Here is a 14261-nt window from a genome sequence, read left to right on the forward strand (position 1 = left end):
GGCTCAGGCCATGCCCTCGGCCGCCAGCAGCTCCGCCTGATGCTCGGTGACGAGGGCGTCGACGAGCTCGTCCAGCGCTTCCCCGGCCAGAACCTCCTCGAGCTTGTACAGGGTCAGGTTGATGCGGTGGTCGGTGACGCGGGCCTGGGGGAAGTTGTAGGTGCGGATGCGCTCCGAGCGGTCCCCGGAGCCGACCTGCGACTTGCGATCGGCTGCGCGGGCCGCGTCCTTGGCAGTGCGCTCGGCGTCGTAGAGCTTGGAGCGGAGCAGCGACATCGCCCGGGCGCGGTTCTTGTGCTGCGAGCGCTCCTCCTGCACGAAGATGACGATGCCGCTCGGCATGTGGGTGATGCGGATCGCCGATTCGGTCTTGTTGACGTGCTGGCCGCCCGCGCCCTGCGAGCGCATGGTGTCGATCTTCAGGTCGGCGTCGTTGATGACGATGTCGACTTCCTCGGCCTCGGGCAGAACCGCGACGGTGGCGGCGGAGGTGTGGATGCGCCCCTGGGTCTCGGTGTCGGGCACGCGCTGGACCCGGTGGGCGCCGCTCTCGAACTTCAGGCGGGCGAACACGCCCTTGCCCTTCACCTCGGCGATCACCTCCCGATAGCCGCCGACGGTGCCCTCGCTCTCCGAGATCACCTCGACCTTCCAGCCCTTGGCGTCGGCGTACTTGCCGTACATGCGGAAGAGGTCGCCGGCGAAGAGGGCGGCCTCGTCGCCGCCGGTGCCGGCGCGGATTTCGAGGATCGCGCTCTTCTCGTCGGCCGAATCCTTGGGCAGCAGGATGAGCTGGAGTGCCCGGTGGGCGGCCTCCAGCCCGGCCTCGGCCTCCGGCTTCTCGTCGGCGGCGAGCGCGCGCATCTCGGAATCGCTGCCCGGCTCGTCGATCAGCGCCTCGATGTCGGCCAGGTTGCGTGCCGCCGCGCGGTAGGCGTGGATGGCGGCAACGACGCCCTCCAGCTCCGACAATTCGCGCGACAGCTGCACGAAGGTGTCGGAATCCGCGGAGCCGGCGCTCAGCGTGGCGGTGACGATGTCGTGGCGCGTCAGGATCGCGTCGAGACGCTCAGCAGGAATTGGGGTCATCGCCCTTCGGAAACTCTCATCAGGACAAGGGCTCGTCGGGCCGGAGGCCTCGTTCGACGACGGGGTCGCGGCACGACCCATTCAGATAGGCACGCCAAGGCTAGATTGGCACACCCTGGGCCTTCGCGAAGGCCGCGAGGGCCGGGCGGAGGCTGGCGCCGTCCCCCGCGCGGGCCAGTTCGGTGTCGATCAGGGCCGCCACCGCCGTGACGTCGAGGCCGAGCACCATCGCCTTCACGGGGCCGATGGCGGCCGGCGACATCGAGAGGTGGCGGAAGCCGAGGCCGATCAGCGCCATGGCCTCGAGGGGGCGTCCGCCGATCTCGCCGCAGACGGTGGCCGGGCAGCCGGCCGCCGCCGCCCGCTCGGCGATGACGCGGAAGGCACGCAGGGCCGGCACGCTCAGGGTGTCGAAGCGGTCTGCGACGCGGCGGTTCTCGCGGTCGACGGCAAACAGGAACTGCATGAGGTCGTTGGAGCCCACCGACAGGAAGTCGGCGGCCTTCGCGATCTCGTCGATTTGGAACAGGAGCGAGGGCACCTCGACCATCACGCCGAGCTTGCAGTCGCTCGGCAGGGCGTGGCCGTGCCGGCGCAGATGCGCCTTCTCGCGCTCCACGATGGCCTTGGCACGGGTGAACTCGTCCACCGTCGCCACCATCGGGAACATGATCTTGAGCGGGCGTCCCCCGGCGGCCTTGAGCAGCGCGCGCAGCTGCACCCGCAGGAGGGCGGGCCGGTCGAGGCCGATGCGGATTGCCCGCCAGCCCAGGGCCGGGTTCTCCTCTTCGAGGGCCGGCATGTAGGGCAGGATCTTGTCGCCGCCGATGTCGAGGGTGCGGATCGTGACGGGCAGGTCGCCGGTGGCCGCGAAGACGGCCTCGTAGAGCGCCTGCTGCTCGGCCGCGGAGGGCATGCGCTGGGCCACCATGAACTGCAGCTCGGTGCGGAACAGGCCGATGCCGTCCGCCCCGGTCTCGTTCAGGTGCGTCAGGTCGATGAGGAGCCCCGCATTCAGCTGCAGGCCGATCTTCGTCCCGTCGAGGGTTACGGCCGGCACGTCGCGGAGCGCCCGGTACTGCTCCTGCCGGCGGGCGCGCAGGCGCACCATCTCGGCATAGGCCGCCTCGATCTCCGGGCCGGGGCGGACCTGGATCTCGCCGGTGGCGCCGTCGACGATGATCGCATCGCCGGCATCGCAGAGCGCCGTGGCGTTGGCGATCTCGCCCACCGCCGGGATGCCCAGCGCCCGGGCCACGATGGCGATATGGCTCGTCGGGCCGCCTTCCTCCAGGACGACGCCGCGCAACGCGGTGCGGTCGTAGTCGAGCAGCGCGGCCGGGCCCATGGAACGCGCGACCAGGATCGCGTTCTCCGGCAGGATTCGCTGCGCGCCGTTGCCCTCCGCGCCGATCAGCGTGCGCAGGAGCCGGTTCGCGAGATCGTCGAGGTCGTGCAGCCGGTCGCGGAGATAGGGGTCGCTCTGGCGCATCATCCGGGCGCGGTTGTCCGACTGGACGCGCTCGACGGCAGCCTCGGCGGTCAGGCCCGAATGAACGGCCTCGCGCATCCGGCGCAGCCAGCCCTTGTCGTGCGCGAACATGCGCACGGTCTCCAGCACCTCGCGGGATTCGCCCGTGCCGATGCTGTCGCCGCGCTCGACGAGGTCGTCGATGGCCGAGCGGACCTCGCCGATGGCCTGCTCCAGGCGCTCGACCTCGCGGTCGACGTTCTCGGCGATCAGCTGCTTGATGACGATGCGCGGCTCGTGCAGCACCACGTGCCCGAGGCCGATGCCATCGGCGAGCGCCACGCCGCGCTGGGTCACGGCCCGGCGCGCGGCCGATCCGGCCCCCGGCGCCAGCGCCTGCAACTCGCCCGAGGCGATCATCTCCGAGAGCACCATCGCGGTGGTCTGAAGCGCCTCGATTTCCTCCTCGGAATAGACCCGGTAGGTCTTGTTCTGAACGACCAGCACTCCGAGGGTGTTGCCCGCACGCAGGAGCGGCACGCCGAGGAAGGCGTGATAGGCCTCCTCGCCGGTCTCCGGCCGGTAGGAGAAGGCCGGATGCGACTGCGCGTCGGAGAGCGAGAGCGGCTCGGCGGTCTTCGCGATGAGGCCGACGAGGCCCTCGTCCGCCCGCATGCGGGTCAGGTGGACGGCCTCGCGGTTCAAACCCTCGGTTGCAAACAGTTCGAGCGTGCTGTCATCGCTGAGCACGTAGACCGAGCACACCTCAGCGATCACGTTGGCGGCGATCAACGTGACGATGCGGTCGAGACGGGCCTGTGGGCTGACCGGCTCCGCCATCGCTTCGCGGAGGCGGCGCAGAAGCAGGCGCGGGCCTCCGGGCGCAGCGGGCATGGTCTCCTCGATCCGGCTTCGGCCTCGTGTCCGGTTCGCGCACAGGCGTTCGCGCGCTCCGAGTCTTCAGGCCTGGTCGAGGCCGTATAGCGAGTGGAGCGTGCGAACGGCAAGCTCCGTGTAGGCGGCATCGATCAGGACGGAGAACTTGATCTCCGAGGTTGTGATGGCCCGGATGTTGATGCCCTTCTGCGCCAGGGCGCGGAAGGCCTTGGCGGCCACGCCCGCGTGGCTGCGCATGCCGACCCCGATGGCCGAGACCTTGACCACGTCGGTGGCGCCCTCGATCTGCGCGAATTCGATCGCCCCGCTCTGCGCATCGAGGATCTTGCGGGCCCGGTCGTAATCGGCCGACGGGACCGTGAAGGTCATGTCCGTGGTCGACTGGTCGCCCGACACGGTCTGGATGATCATGTCGACGTTGATGTTGGCGTCCGCCAGCGGGCCGAAGATGGCGGCGGCGATGCCGGGGCTGTCCTTCACGCGACGGAGCGTGATCTGCGCCTCGTCCCGGGAGAAGGCGATCCCGGTGATGATCTGCTGTTCCACGATGTCGTCCTCGTCGCAGATGAGGGTGCCGGGCCGGGCATTGTCCGGCGGATCGAAGGAGGAGCGCACCGTGGTCGGCACGCGATGGACCATGGCGAGCTCGACGGAACGGACCTGCAGGACCTTGGCGCCGAGCGACGCCATCTCCAGCATTTCCTCGAAGGTCACGCGCTCCATGCGCTTGGCCTTCTGCACCACGCGCGGGTCGGTGGTGTAGACGCCGTCGACGTCCGTGTAGATGTCGCAGCGCTCGGCGCCGATGGCGGCCGCGATCGCCACGGCGCTGGTGTCGGAGCCGCCGCGGCCCAGGGTGGTCACCCGGCCGGTGGCCTCGTGCATGCCCTGGAAGCCGGCGATGACCGCGACCTCTCCGCGCTTGAAGCCGGCATCGAGGCGGGCACCGTCGATGCCCTCGATGCGGGCGGAGCCGTGGGCGTCCGAGGTCAGGATCGGGATCTGCCAGCCCTGCCAGGAGCGCGCCTTGATGCCGTTCTCCTGCAGCGCGATGGCCAGCAATCCGGCGGTGACGAGCTCGCCCGAGGCGACCACGGCGTCGTACTCAGCCTCGTCGTAGATCGGGTTCGCGTCCTTGACCCAGGCGACGAGCTCGTTGGTCTTGCCGGACATGGCCGAGACGACGACGGCCACGTCGTAGCCGGCCGCGACCTCGCGCGCCACGTGGGCCGCCACGTTGCGGATGCGCTCGACATTGGCGACGGACGTACCGCCGAACTTCATCACCAGACGGGGCATGTTCTCACCAGAGACGGAGCCTGTCGCGTCCGCGACACGTCGCGTTTGCCAAGGATCTCGCGTTTGCCAGGAATCTCGCGTTTGCCGGGGATTCGGCGGGCTGCGGGACGGATTTCCCCGCCCGCACGGCCGGCCGCGTCGCTTGGCTGCTGTACCGGACAGGGCTTCGGCGGGTACAAGGGCCGCCCGGGCGTGTCAACAATGGCGCGCGCCACTTCGCACGAGACATGCCGAGACGATGACCGGACCCACAGGCGCCTCCATCGACCGCGACGAGGTCGCCCGCTTCGAGGCCATCGCGGCGACGTGGTGGGACGAGGCCGGCCCGATGCGGGTGCTGCACCGCTTCAACCCCGTCCGCCTCGCCTATATCCGCGACACGGCCTGTCGGCATTTCGGGCGCGACCCGCGGGCGCCGTTTGCCCTGGACGGCCTGACCCTCGTGGATATCGGCTGCGGCGGCGGCGTCCTGTCCGAGCCCCTGGCCCGCCTGGGCGCCCGGGTGACCGGGCTCGATCCGGCGCCGACGAACATCAAGGTCGCGCAGGCCCATGCCGATGCCGAGGGCGTGCCGGTGGATTACCGGGCCCGCACCGTCGAGGACGTGGTGGCCGGGGGTGAGCGCTTCGACATCGTGCTCGCGATGGAAGTCGTGGAGCACGTGGTCGACATGCCCGCCTTCGTGGCGCAGGCGGCCCGGGCGGTGAAGCCCGGCGGCCTGCTGTTCGTCGCCACCCTCAACCGGACGCTGCGCTCCTTCGCGCTGGCGATCGTCGGCGCCGAGTACGTGCTCGGCTGGCTGCCCAGGGGCACGCACGACTGGGAGAAGTTCGTCCGCCCCGACGAACTCGCCCGCGCGGTGAGCGCCGGCGGCCTGACCGTCACCGACACGACCGGGGTGGTGCTCAATCCCCTGGACGGGTCCTGGCGGGCAAGCCGGGATACGGCGGTGAACTACATGATCACGGCGCAGCGCCCAGCCGGAGCCGGGCACCGGGCAGGAGCCGCGCCTCCGGCCTGAACCTTCGGGGGCGTCCGCGGTTGGTCGGCATATCTCGTGGGAGACCAACCTTGCTCGAAAAGATTCCGCACGCCGTGGGCGCCGCCCTGTCCGGTCTGAAGGCCGGGCTGGAGAAGACCGCCTATCGGGCCACCTTCGCCGACGTGCCCGAGGGCCTCGCGCTCACCAGTCTCGCCTTTGCGGACGGCAACCCCGTGTCGGCGCGCTTCACGGCCGACGGGGGCGGTACGTCGCCGCCCCTGGCCTGGACCGGCCTGCCCCCCGGCACGGCACGGGTCGTCCTGCTCTGCGAGGATGCCGGCAGCCCGACGCCCAGCCCCCTTGTCCACCTGATCGCCTGGAACCTCGACCCCGGCGCGCCGCTGGCCGAGGGCGCGGCGAGCCAGCCCGAATCGGGACTCGACCTGGGCCAGAACAGCTTCCTCAAGCCGGGCTGGCTGCCGCCCGACCCGCCCACCGGGCACGGACCGCATACCTACCTGTTCCAGGCCTATGCCCTCGACCGCGCCCTGGACCTGCCCGAGCATCCCGGCCGGGGGGCGCTGCTGGAGGCGATGACGGGACGCGTCCTCGCCAAGGGCTGCCTCGCCGGAACCTACGAACGCCCCTGATCGATCCGGCGCTTGCGCGGGCGCCCGCGCCGGTGCAAGCGCCCAGAACGAAGTTCAGGCGGAGGTTTGGGCATGAAGGCGCTGCTGTGCACCCGGCTCGGGGGACCGGAGGATCTGGAGCTCGCGGATCTGCCCGATCCGGTGGCGGGTCCGGGCGAAGCGCTGGTCCGCATCACGCTCGCGGCGCTCAACTTCTTCGACACCCTGATCATCGCCGGGCGCTATCAGGTGAAGCCCGACCTGCCGTTCTCGCCCGGCGGCGAGGCCTGCGGCGTGATCGAGGCCCTCGGCGACGGGGCGGAGGGCTTTTCGGTCGGCGACCGCGTCATCGTGCACCAGAAGTTCGGCACCTGCCGCGAGCGGATCGCGGTCGCAACCCGGCACCTCACGCCCGTGCCGGATGGCGTCTCGGACGAGCAGGCTGCCGGGCTGACCATCACCTACGGCACCTCGCTCCACGCCCTGCGCGACCGCGCCCGGCTCCAGCCCGGCGAGACCTTGGCGGTGCTCGGTGCGTCCGGCGGCGTCGGCCTCGCGGCGGTCGAACTCGGGGCGATCATGGGCGCCCGCGTCATCGCCTGCGCCTCCTCGCCCGAGAAGCTGGCGAGCGCGCAGGCCCACGGCGCCACGCTCACGGTGGACTATGCCGCCGAGAGCCTGCGTGAGGCCCTGCGCACGCTCACCGAAGGGCAGGGCGTCGACGTGATCTACGATCCGATCGGCGGCGACTATGCCGAGCCGGCGTTGCGGTCCCTCGGCTGGAAGGGCCGCTACCTCGTCATCGGTTTCGCGGCCGGCGAGATCCCTAAGATTCCGCTTAACCTGGCGCTCCTCAAGGGAATCGACATCCAGGGCGTGCACTGGGGCGTGTTCGTGGAGCGCGAGCCCGAGGCGCACCGGGCCAACCAGGAGCAGTTGCTCGCCTGGGTGGCGGAGGGGCGCCTCACCGCGAAGGTGCACGGTGTCTATCCGCTCGCCGACTTCGCCGCGGCGCTCGGCATTCTCAAGCGGCGCGAGGCCGTCGGCAAGGTGCTGCTGCGGCTGTGAGCGCCGGCCCGCCCGGGAAGGAGTCCGGGCGTACCCGGGATCCGCCGCTTCGGACCGCCCCCGCTCGGGGCGACGGCCTCAGAGCAGGCCCTGCGCCTTGGCGAGGGCGACGAGGTCATGCTGCGGACGGGCGCCGATATGCTGGATCACCTCGGCGGCGGCCAGCGCCCCGAGGCGGGCGCTGGCACCGTGATCGAGACCGCGGGCATGTCCGGCCAGGAAGCCAGCCGCAAACAGGTCGCCCGCCCCCGTGGTGTCGACGAGTTCGTGCACCGGCGAGGCGGGTACGGCCTGGACCGCGCCGCCCTGGATCACGAGGGCGCCGTCGGCCGAGCGGGTGACGAGGCCGAGGAGGTCCTTGCCGCGGGCCGCGCTCTCGTCGCGCAGGGCCTTGATGGCGGTCTCGGCGTCGTCGGTCTCGTAGAGGCTCTGCAGCTCGCCGATATTCGCAAACAGGATGTCGATGCTGCCGTCGCGGATCAGGCCGAGGAACTCCTCGCGGTAGCGCCCGACGCAGAACGCGTCGGACAGGGTCAGCGCCGCGGCGTTGCCGGCGTTGTGGGCGATGGTCACGGCCTTGCGGAAGGCGTCCTTGGCGGCCGGCGGGTCCCAGAGATAGCCCTCAAGATAGACAACGCGGGCGGCGGCCACGGTCGCCTCGTCGACATCGGCCGGGGACAGGCCCTGGCAGGCGCCGAGATAGGTGTTCATGGTGCGCTCGCCATCGGGCGTGACCAGGATGAAGCAGCGGGCGGTGGCGGGGCCGTCATGGGCGGCGGCGACGGGGAAGCGGACGCCCGTGGCCTTGAGGTCGTGGGCGAAGAGGCCGCCCAGCTCGTCGTCGCGGACCTTGCCGACGAAGCCGGTTCTGGCTCCCAGCATCGCCGCGCCCACGGCCGTGTTGGCGCCCGAGCCGCCCGACACGATGGTGGCCGGACCCATGGCGGCGAAGAGCGACTCGGCCCGCGCCTCGTCGATCAGCTGCATCGCCCCCTTGGGCACGCCCTGCGCGGCCAGGAAGTCTTCCTCGGTGCGGGCGATGAGGTCGACGATGGCGTTGCCGAGAACGAGGAGGTCGAGGGATTCGGGCATCGGGCCGTCCAGTCTGGCGATCGAGGGGAAAACTGCGCCGGGCTGTGGCACCGCCCCCGGCGGGGGTCAAGCGACGGCCGACGACCTCAGGGCTCCGCCAGGCAGGCGGTGACGTCCAACCCGAAGCCCGGTGGCGTCAGGTCGACGGTTCCGGCCGCCGTGATCCGGGTCTCGATCAGTCCGTCGGCGCCGCGCTTGTGGTGGATCATCATGCGCTTGACCGGATCGACGATGAGGTAGTGCATCAGGCTCGGGACGCGGAAGTATCCGACGAGCTTCTGGCCCGTATCAATCCGCCCGGTGCTCGGCGACAGCACCTCGACCACGATGACGGGTGCGGTCGCCACGATGGCATCGGCACCGAGGCGCGGACCGCAATAGACCAGGGCGTCCGGCTCGAAGCTCGTGGCGTCGTCGATCCGGACCGTGACGCCGTCCGGCAGCATGTGGCAGGGCAGTCCGGCCTCTCGGATGCCGGCCCGAAGGGCCACCTGCACGGCGAATTTCGACTCCGCGTGACGCACGCGCTGCGGCGCCATCGCGAAAACCTCTCCGTCGAACAGCTCGAACCGATCCGGCTGGTGCTCGGCCCAGGCCAGGAACTCCTCGACGCTCATGCGGGATTTCGGCTGACTGCTCATCGACGGGGACCCCGCCCGGCCTCGCTGGCCAAGTGCGTCGCCGAGCCTAGCACGCGGCTGTCGTTCGCCGAAGGCGCCGCGCGTCCCTACTGCAGCGTCTTCACCTCGCACTGCGCGTAGTCGCTGCTCGCCTTCACGTAGGCGTTCAGCGCCTTGACGTAGGCCTCGGCCAGGGGGCGGAACGCGGCGGCCTTCTCGTTGTAGGCCTTGATCGCGTCGTTGTAGCTGTAGGCTTCCCAGCCCGGGCAGCCGCCCTTGGCGTCGAGGCAGGCGGGCTTGGCCGGGAGCGGTGGCTTGGTCGGACGGGCTGTCGCCGGGGGCGGCTCCGGCAGCGTGCAGGCGGCGCGGGCCGCGTTCCCCGACATGAGGGCGCCGAGGCCGAGGGCCGCAGCCCGCAAGATCCGTATCCGCATGCGGGCTTTCCCCCTCCGTGGCGACAGGCGCTAAATGCGCGTGCCGCCGACCCGGGGCAAGTCCGCTGACCCAGGGCAATTGCGCCCGCCAGCCCTCAGCGGGCGGCCACGGCCTCCCGCGCGGGTGCCGGAGCCTGGGCGGGGCGCGGGGCCGGCGCGGCTTTTGGCTTGCCGCGCCCGCTCTTGTCCATCCGCGCCCGGACGGCGTTCAGCACCGGGACGGCGAGGCCGAGGGCCAGGACCCACCAGGCCGGCCGGATGGTCTCCGGCACGTCGAGGTTGGCCGACAGGACGAGGCTCGCCGGGATGCCGCTCGCGACGCCGTACCAGGCCGCTTCGAGCAGCGCGGTCAGGAGGGCGGCCGCGACCGCGAGCCCCAGCAGGGTGATCGGGTTGGTCGGCCACCCGAGGCGCTGCATCGCGCGGTGGCCCATCAGCAGCAGGAAGGCGCCGGTCCAGAATACCGGGTCGGACACGTCGATCTTGGCCTGCAGGTAGTAGTGGATCAGGCCCAGGATCGCGATGAGGTAGACGGTCTTGTGCAGGCGCGGCCAGGCCTTGCCGAGGCGCCGGATCATCCCGTCCGTGGAGGTGACGCCGAGCACCACGAGGCCGAGCAGCGCCACGAAGCCGATGGTGAGGTAGATCCGCGACACGATCTCGCTGACCACCTTGGTCAGCACGAAGTTCTGGTCGACGACGTAGAGCATGAGGTGGATCAGCCCGTAGGCCAGCACGGTGAGGCCGAGCATGCGGCGCACGAGGATGAGCTTCGGCGCGTGGGCGATCCGGCGCAGGGGCGTCACGGCGAGGGAGAGCATCAGGAACCGCACCGCCCATTCGCCGGTGCCGTGCAGGAGCGCGGTGATCGGCTTCGCTCCGAGCGCATCGGCCGCGTAGGCCCCGGCGAGCCACAGGCCTGGTGCCAGGGCGAACAGGAAGGTCGCGAGCTTCAGGCCGGAGACGCGTCCGGCGCGGTCGCGCCAGGGTGCTGAGAAGGCGGGCAGGGCTGGCATGGCGATCCGGGAGCGTTGGGCGTCCGTGTCGAAAGATAGGGGCCGGTGAGAATCCGTGAGGCGGCGCGGGGTCGCAGCCGGTCTCGCGGGACCATCGCCGTGCCCCGGTGTCCATGTGTTTTCGCGCGAGCGGCCCACGGGTTACAGGCCTGTGCAGAGCCGCTGTCCCGGCGGAACCTCGGCCGGTACCGCGACGGTTGTCGGTTGCTATAAGCCGCCGTCGCGCCCGCCCCCGATCACGAAGCGTCCCCATGCCCGCAGAGACCGCCGTCGACAGCCTCGAGACGATGACCGCCGAGACGGCGCGGGCCGAGCATGCGGACCTGTCCGAACGGATCGCCGAGGCGGACCGCCTCTATCACCAAGAGGATGCCCCCGAGATCACGGATGTGGAATACGACGCCCTGCGCCGGCGCCTGGAGCTGATCGAGGCGCGATTTTCGGATCTCGCCGGAACGGGGGCCGCCAGCGCTTCGGTGGGCGCCAAGCCCTCCGAGAAATTCGCCAAGGTGCGCCACGCCGTGCCGATGCTTTCGCTGGGCAACGCCTTCGCGGACGAGGAAGTGGCGGAGTTCGTGGCCCGGGTCCGGCGCTTCCTGAATTGGCCCGAGGCCGAGCCCCTGGCCTTCACCGCCGAGCCGAAGATCGACGGCCTCTCCCTGGCCTTGCGCTACGAGGACGGACGCCTCGTCACGGCGGCGACCCGCGGCGACGGCGAGGTGGGCGAGGACGTCACCGCCAATGCCCGCACGGTCTCCGATATCCCGCAGCGGCTCGCCGGGGCGGAGGTTCCGCCGGTCTGCGAGGTGCGCGGCGAGGTCTATCTCAGCCACGCGGATTTCGCGGCCATCAACGCCCGCCAGGAGGCGGCTGGAAAGGCTCTGTTCGCCAATCCGCGCAACGCGGCCGCCGGTTCCCTGCGCCAGCTCGACCCCGAGATTACCCGCGCGCGGCCGCTCAAGTTCTTCGCCTATGCCTGGGGCGAGGTGGTGCCGGCCTTCGAAGGGACGCAGCACGGCGTGCTCGACCGCTTCTCCGCATGGGGGCTGCCGGTCAACGACCGCACCCGGCTCTGCGCCGATGCGGAAGCGATGATCGCCCATTACCGGAGCATCGAGGCCGAGCGCGCCGACCTCGGCTACGACATCGACGGCGTCGTCTACAAGGTCGACGACCTGACCCTGCAGCGCCGCCTCGGCTTCGTCTCGCGCTCGCCCCGCTGGGCGCTGGCCCACAAGTTCGCGGCCCAGAAGGCGCTCACCGTCGTCGAGGACATCGAGATCAATGTCGGGCGCACCGGCTCCCTGAACCCGCTGGCCAAGCTCCGTCCCGTCACGGTGGGCGGCGTGGTGGTGTCGAACGCCACCCTGCACAACGAGGGCTACGTCCAGGGCGTCGGGGCCGATGGCGAGCCGATCCGCGACGGGCGCGACATCCGCATCGGCGACACCGTCGTGGTCCAGCGGGCCGGCGACGTGATCCCGAAGGTGATGGACGTGGTGCTAGAGAAGCGCCCCGCCGATTCGCAACCCTATGCCTTCCCGACCCACTGCCCCGCCTGCGGCAGCCGGGCGGTGCGCGAGATCAACCCCCGCACGGGCAAGCCCGATGCCGTGCGCCGCTGCACCGGAGGCCTGATCTGCCCGGCGCAGGGGGTCGAGCGCCTGAAGCACTTCGTCTCGCGCAACGGCTTCGACCTCGAAGGCTTCGGCCAGACCTATATCGAAGTGCTGTTCGAGGCCGGCTTGGTGCGCCAGCCGGCCGACCTCTTCCGCCTCGAATTCGAGCCTCTGAAGGCTGCGATCGTGGCGCGCCGCGAGGCGCTCTCGGCCGAGCGCCGGGCCGACGGCACACCTGCCCCGAAGAAGCCGGCCAAGAAGAAGGGCGAGGAGGAGGACAAGGCGATCAAGAACCTCCTCGCCTCGGTGGAGGACCGCCGCAGCCTGCCCCTGAACCGCTTCCTCTTCGCCCTCGGCATCCCGGAGATCGGTGAATCCACCGCCAAGGCCCTGGCCAAGCGCTTCCCCGACATGCCCGCCCTGATGAAGGGCGTCGCCGCCGCGGCGCGCGATCAGGCCGGGCCGGACTGGATCGAACTCTCCGCGCTGCCCCGCATCGGCCCGACCACCCGCGACCGCCTGCTGGAGGTGGGCTATCCGCACACAGGCGCAGAGGCGGAGGCCGGTGACGGCGAGGAGACGGAAACCCAGCCGCAGCAGGGGCGCGTCCGCCTGTCCGCTCCGCAGCGCGCCAGCCTGCTCGGCCATTACGGCGACGAGGACGCCGTCGCGGCCGGCCTCGCGCGGGCGGCCGAGCAGCGGCCCGGCGACGCCTACCGGCATTTCGCCGACGATGGCGAGATCGGACCGGTGGCGACGGATTCGCTGATCGCCTTCTTCGCGGAGCCACACAACGACGCGGCGGTCCGGGCCCTCCTCGATCAGGTCGGGACCGAGCCGATGGCGGCCCCGGCCTCCGCGACGGCCTTCGCCGGCAAGACGGTGGTGTTCACCGGCAGCCTGGAGCAGATGACCCGCTCCGAGGCCAAGGCCACCGCCGAGCGCCTCGGCGCCAAGGTCTCCGGCTCCGTCTCGGCCAAGACCGACCTCGTCGTGGCCGGACCGGGCGCGGGCTCCAAGCTGAAGGACGCCCAGAAGCACGGCGTCGAAGTCATCAGCGAGGAGGCATGGCTGGCGCTCGTCGCCGGCGCTTGAGCCGTGAATCCGGGGCGCCTAGACTCGCACCCGGCCATCTCCGGCCGGCACAGGACCGCCCAGGTCGCGCATGACCGTCATCGCCATCGACTTCGAGACCGCCAACGAGCGGCGCGACAGCGCCTGTGCCGTCGGGCTCGCCTGGATCGCCGATGGCCGGGTGGTCAGGCGGGAATCCCGGATGATCCGGCCGCCCGAGCTCCGCTTCTCGCCGGGCAACATCCGCGTTCACGGCATCCTGCCGGCGGACGTGCGTGACCAGCCGGACTTTCCCACCGTCATGGCGGAGTTCCTGCCCGACCTCGCTTCCGGGTTGATCCTCGCCCACAACGCCGGCTTCGACATGGGCGTGCTGCGCGCCTCTCTGGCGGCCTACGGGGTCCGGCCGCCGGCGTTCTCCTATCTCTGCACGCTGCAGATCGCCCGGCGGGTGTTTCCGGCGGAGGAGGGATGCGGCCTCGGCAAGGTGGCGGCGCGCCTCGGCATCCGCTTCGAGCACCACGATGCCGGCGAGGACGCCTATGCCTGTGCGGAGATCGCGCTCGCCGCCGCACGCGAGACCGGGGCGCCCGACATTCGCGCCCTATCGCGGATGATCCACCTGCCGGTCACGACGCTCCCGGCCGGGGCCGAGGCGGTGGCTCGCCCGCTGGAGCGGCCGGACTCCCTGGCTCAGCGGGCCCGCAGAGCGGCTGGTGCCGGTCCCGCCCCGGCGCCCGGCCTGCATTTCGCGGTGCGCGGCAGCAGCGGGAACCGCTACGCCGTCACCATGGAGGACCGAAGCAACGGCCCCAACCTGCGCTGCACCTGCATGGCCGGCCGCTACGGCACCCTGTGCCGCCACGTGAAGTCGCTGCTGGCGGGCGACATCACCGACCTTCTGTCGAACAACCACGACGACGTCGAAGTGCTGCGCGTCCGGATGACGGCGGCGTCGCTGGGGTGAGGCG

The 14261-nt window shown here is 71.1% G+C and carries 12 protein-coding genes; 5 read left to right on the forward strand and 7 right to left on the reverse strand.

Features of this window, described 5'->3' with window-relative positions; all coding sequences use genetic code 11:
* Positions 1-3 precede the first annotated feature (3 nt).
* The 3 genes from prfA to ACXJY8_RS00785 form a co-directional block, all read right to left on the reverse strand.
* Positions 4-1089, reverse strand: coding sequence for a peptide chain release factor 1 (prfA, locus tag ACXJY8_RS00775; protein WP_463775007.1), 1086 nt, complete (start codon positions 1087-1089; stop codon positions 4-6).
* 100 nt (positions 1090-1189) lie between these two features.
* Positions 1190-3454, reverse strand: coding sequence for a phosphoenolpyruvate--protein phosphotransferase (gene ptsP, locus ACXJY8_RS00780; RefSeq protein WP_463775015.1), 2265 nt, complete (start codon positions 3452-3454; stop codon positions 1190-1192).
* 66 nt (positions 3455-3520) lie between these two features.
* Complete coding sequence (locus tag ACXJY8_RS00785; protein ID WP_463775020.1) at positions 3521-4756, reverse strand: aspartate kinase; 1236 nt, start codon at positions 4754-4756, stop codon at positions 3521-3523.
* A gap of 238 nt (positions 4757-4994) precedes the next feature.
* Between ACXJY8_RS00785 and ubiG the strand changes: the two genes are divergently transcribed.
* From ubiG to ACXJY8_RS00800, 3 genes are all read left to right on the forward strand, one after another.
* Positions 4995-5777: a bifunctional 2-polyprenyl-6-hydroxyphenol methylase/3-demethylubiquinol 3-O-methyltransferase UbiG gene (gene ubiG / locus ACXJY8_RS00790; protein ID WP_463775023.1), complete on the forward strand. Its 783-nt coding sequence runs from the start codon at positions 4995-4997 to the stop codon at positions 5775-5777.
* 50 nt (positions 5778-5827) lie between these two features.
* The gene (locus ACXJY8_RS00795) at positions 5828-6388 is read left to right on the forward strand and encodes a YbhB/YbcL family Raf kinase inhibitor-like protein (RefSeq protein ID WP_463775027.1); all 561 of its coding nucleotides are present in this window, start codon (positions 5828-5830) and stop codon (positions 6386-6388) included.
* Between the two features lie 72 nt (positions 6389-6460).
* Positions 6461-7435: an NADPH:quinone oxidoreductase family protein gene (locus ACXJY8_RS00800; RefSeq protein ID WP_463775031.1), complete on the forward strand. Its 975-nt coding sequence runs from the start codon at positions 6461-6463 to the stop codon at positions 7433-7435.
* A gap of 78 nt (positions 7436-7513) precedes the next feature.
* Here the strand turns inward: ACXJY8_RS00800 and ACXJY8_RS00805 are convergent, their stop codons facing one another.
* The 4 genes from ACXJY8_RS00805 to msrQ form a co-directional block, all read right to left on the reverse strand.
* On the reverse strand, positions 7514-8527 hold the full coding sequence (locus ACXJY8_RS00805; RefSeq protein ID WP_463775035.1) for an adenosine kinase: 1014 nt from the start codon (positions 8525-8527) through the stop codon (positions 7514-7516).
* 86 nt (positions 8528-8613) lie between these two features.
* Positions 8614-9168, reverse strand: a complete 555-nt coding sequence (locus tag ACXJY8_RS00810) for a Uma2 family endonuclease (protein WP_463775038.1) — start codon at positions 9166-9168, stop codon at positions 8614-8616.
* An 86-nt stretch (positions 9169-9254) separates the two neighbouring features.
* Positions 9255-9581: a hypothetical protein gene (locus ACXJY8_RS00815; protein ID WP_463775041.1), complete on the reverse strand. Its 327-nt coding sequence runs from the start codon at positions 9579-9581 to the stop codon at positions 9255-9257.
* A 95-nt stretch (positions 9582-9676) separates the two neighbouring features.
* Positions 9677-10597, reverse strand: a complete 921-nt coding sequence (gene msrQ / locus ACXJY8_RS00820; protein WP_463775044.1) for a protein-methionine-sulfoxide reductase heme-binding subunit MsrQ — start codon at positions 10595-10597, stop codon at positions 9677-9679.
* A 251-nt stretch (positions 10598-10848) separates the two neighbouring features.
* Between msrQ and ligA the strand changes: the two genes are divergently transcribed.
* Both ligA and ACXJY8_RS00830 read left to right on the forward strand, forming a co-directional pair.
* Positions 10849-13311 (forward strand): NAD-dependent DNA ligase LigA, encoded by a 2463-nt coding sequence (gene ligA / locus ACXJY8_RS00825; RefSeq protein ID WP_463775046.1) that lies wholly within the window; start codon positions 10849-10851, stop codon positions 13309-13311.
* A gap of 70 nt (positions 13312-13381) precedes the next feature.
* A complete protein-coding gene (locus ACXJY8_RS00830) occupies positions 13382-14257 on the forward strand; it encodes a 3'-5' exonuclease (protein WP_463775049.1) in 876 nt (291 codons plus the stop codon).
* The last annotated feature ends 4 nt before the right edge of the window (positions 14258-14261 follow it).

It is taken from the genome of Methylobacterium sp. TK31, assembly GCF_055361545.1.

Coding starts and splice junctions, on each gene's coding strand:
- prfA (WP_463775007.1), bottom strand. CDS start 1,089: ATGACCCCAATTCCTGCTGAGCGTCTCGACGCGATCCTGACGCGCCAC.
- ligA (WP_463775046.1), top strand. CDS start 10,849: ATGCCCGCAGAGACCGCCGTCGACAGCCTCGAGACGATGACCGCCGAG.
- ACXJY8_RS00810 (WP_463775038.1), bottom strand. CDS start 9,168: ATGAGCAGTCAGCCGAAATCCCGCATGAGCGTCGAGGAGTTCCTGGCC.
- ACXJY8_RS00830 (WP_463775049.1), top strand. CDS start 13,382: ATGACCGTCATCGCCATCGACTTCGAGACCGCCAACGAGCGGCGCGAC.
- ubiG (WP_463775023.1), top strand. CDS start 4,995: ATGACCGGACCCACAGGCGCCTCCATCGACCGCGACGAGGTCGCCCGC.
- ACXJY8_RS00805 (WP_463775035.1), bottom strand. CDS start 8,527: ATGCCCGAATCCCTCGACCTCCTCGTTCTCGGCAACGCCATCGTCGAC.
- ACXJY8_RS00785 (WP_463775020.1), bottom strand. CDS start 4,756: ATGCCCCGTCTGGTGATGAAGTTCGGCGGTACGTCCGTCGCCAATGTC.
- msrQ (WP_463775044.1), bottom strand. CDS start 10,597: ATGCCAGCCCTGCCCGCCTTCTCAGCACCCTGGCGCGACCGCGCCGGA.
- ptsP (WP_463775015.1), bottom strand. CDS start 3,454: ATGCCCGCTGCGCCCGGAGGCCCGCGCCTGCTTCTGCGCCGCCTCCGC.
- ACXJY8_RS00800 (WP_463775031.1), top strand. CDS start 6,461: ATGAAGGCGCTGCTGTGCACCCGGCTCGGGGGACCGGAGGATCTGGAG.
- ACXJY8_RS00815 (WP_463775041.1), bottom strand. CDS start 9,581: ATGCGGATACGGATCTTGCGGGCTGCGGCCCTCGGCCTCGGCGCCCTC.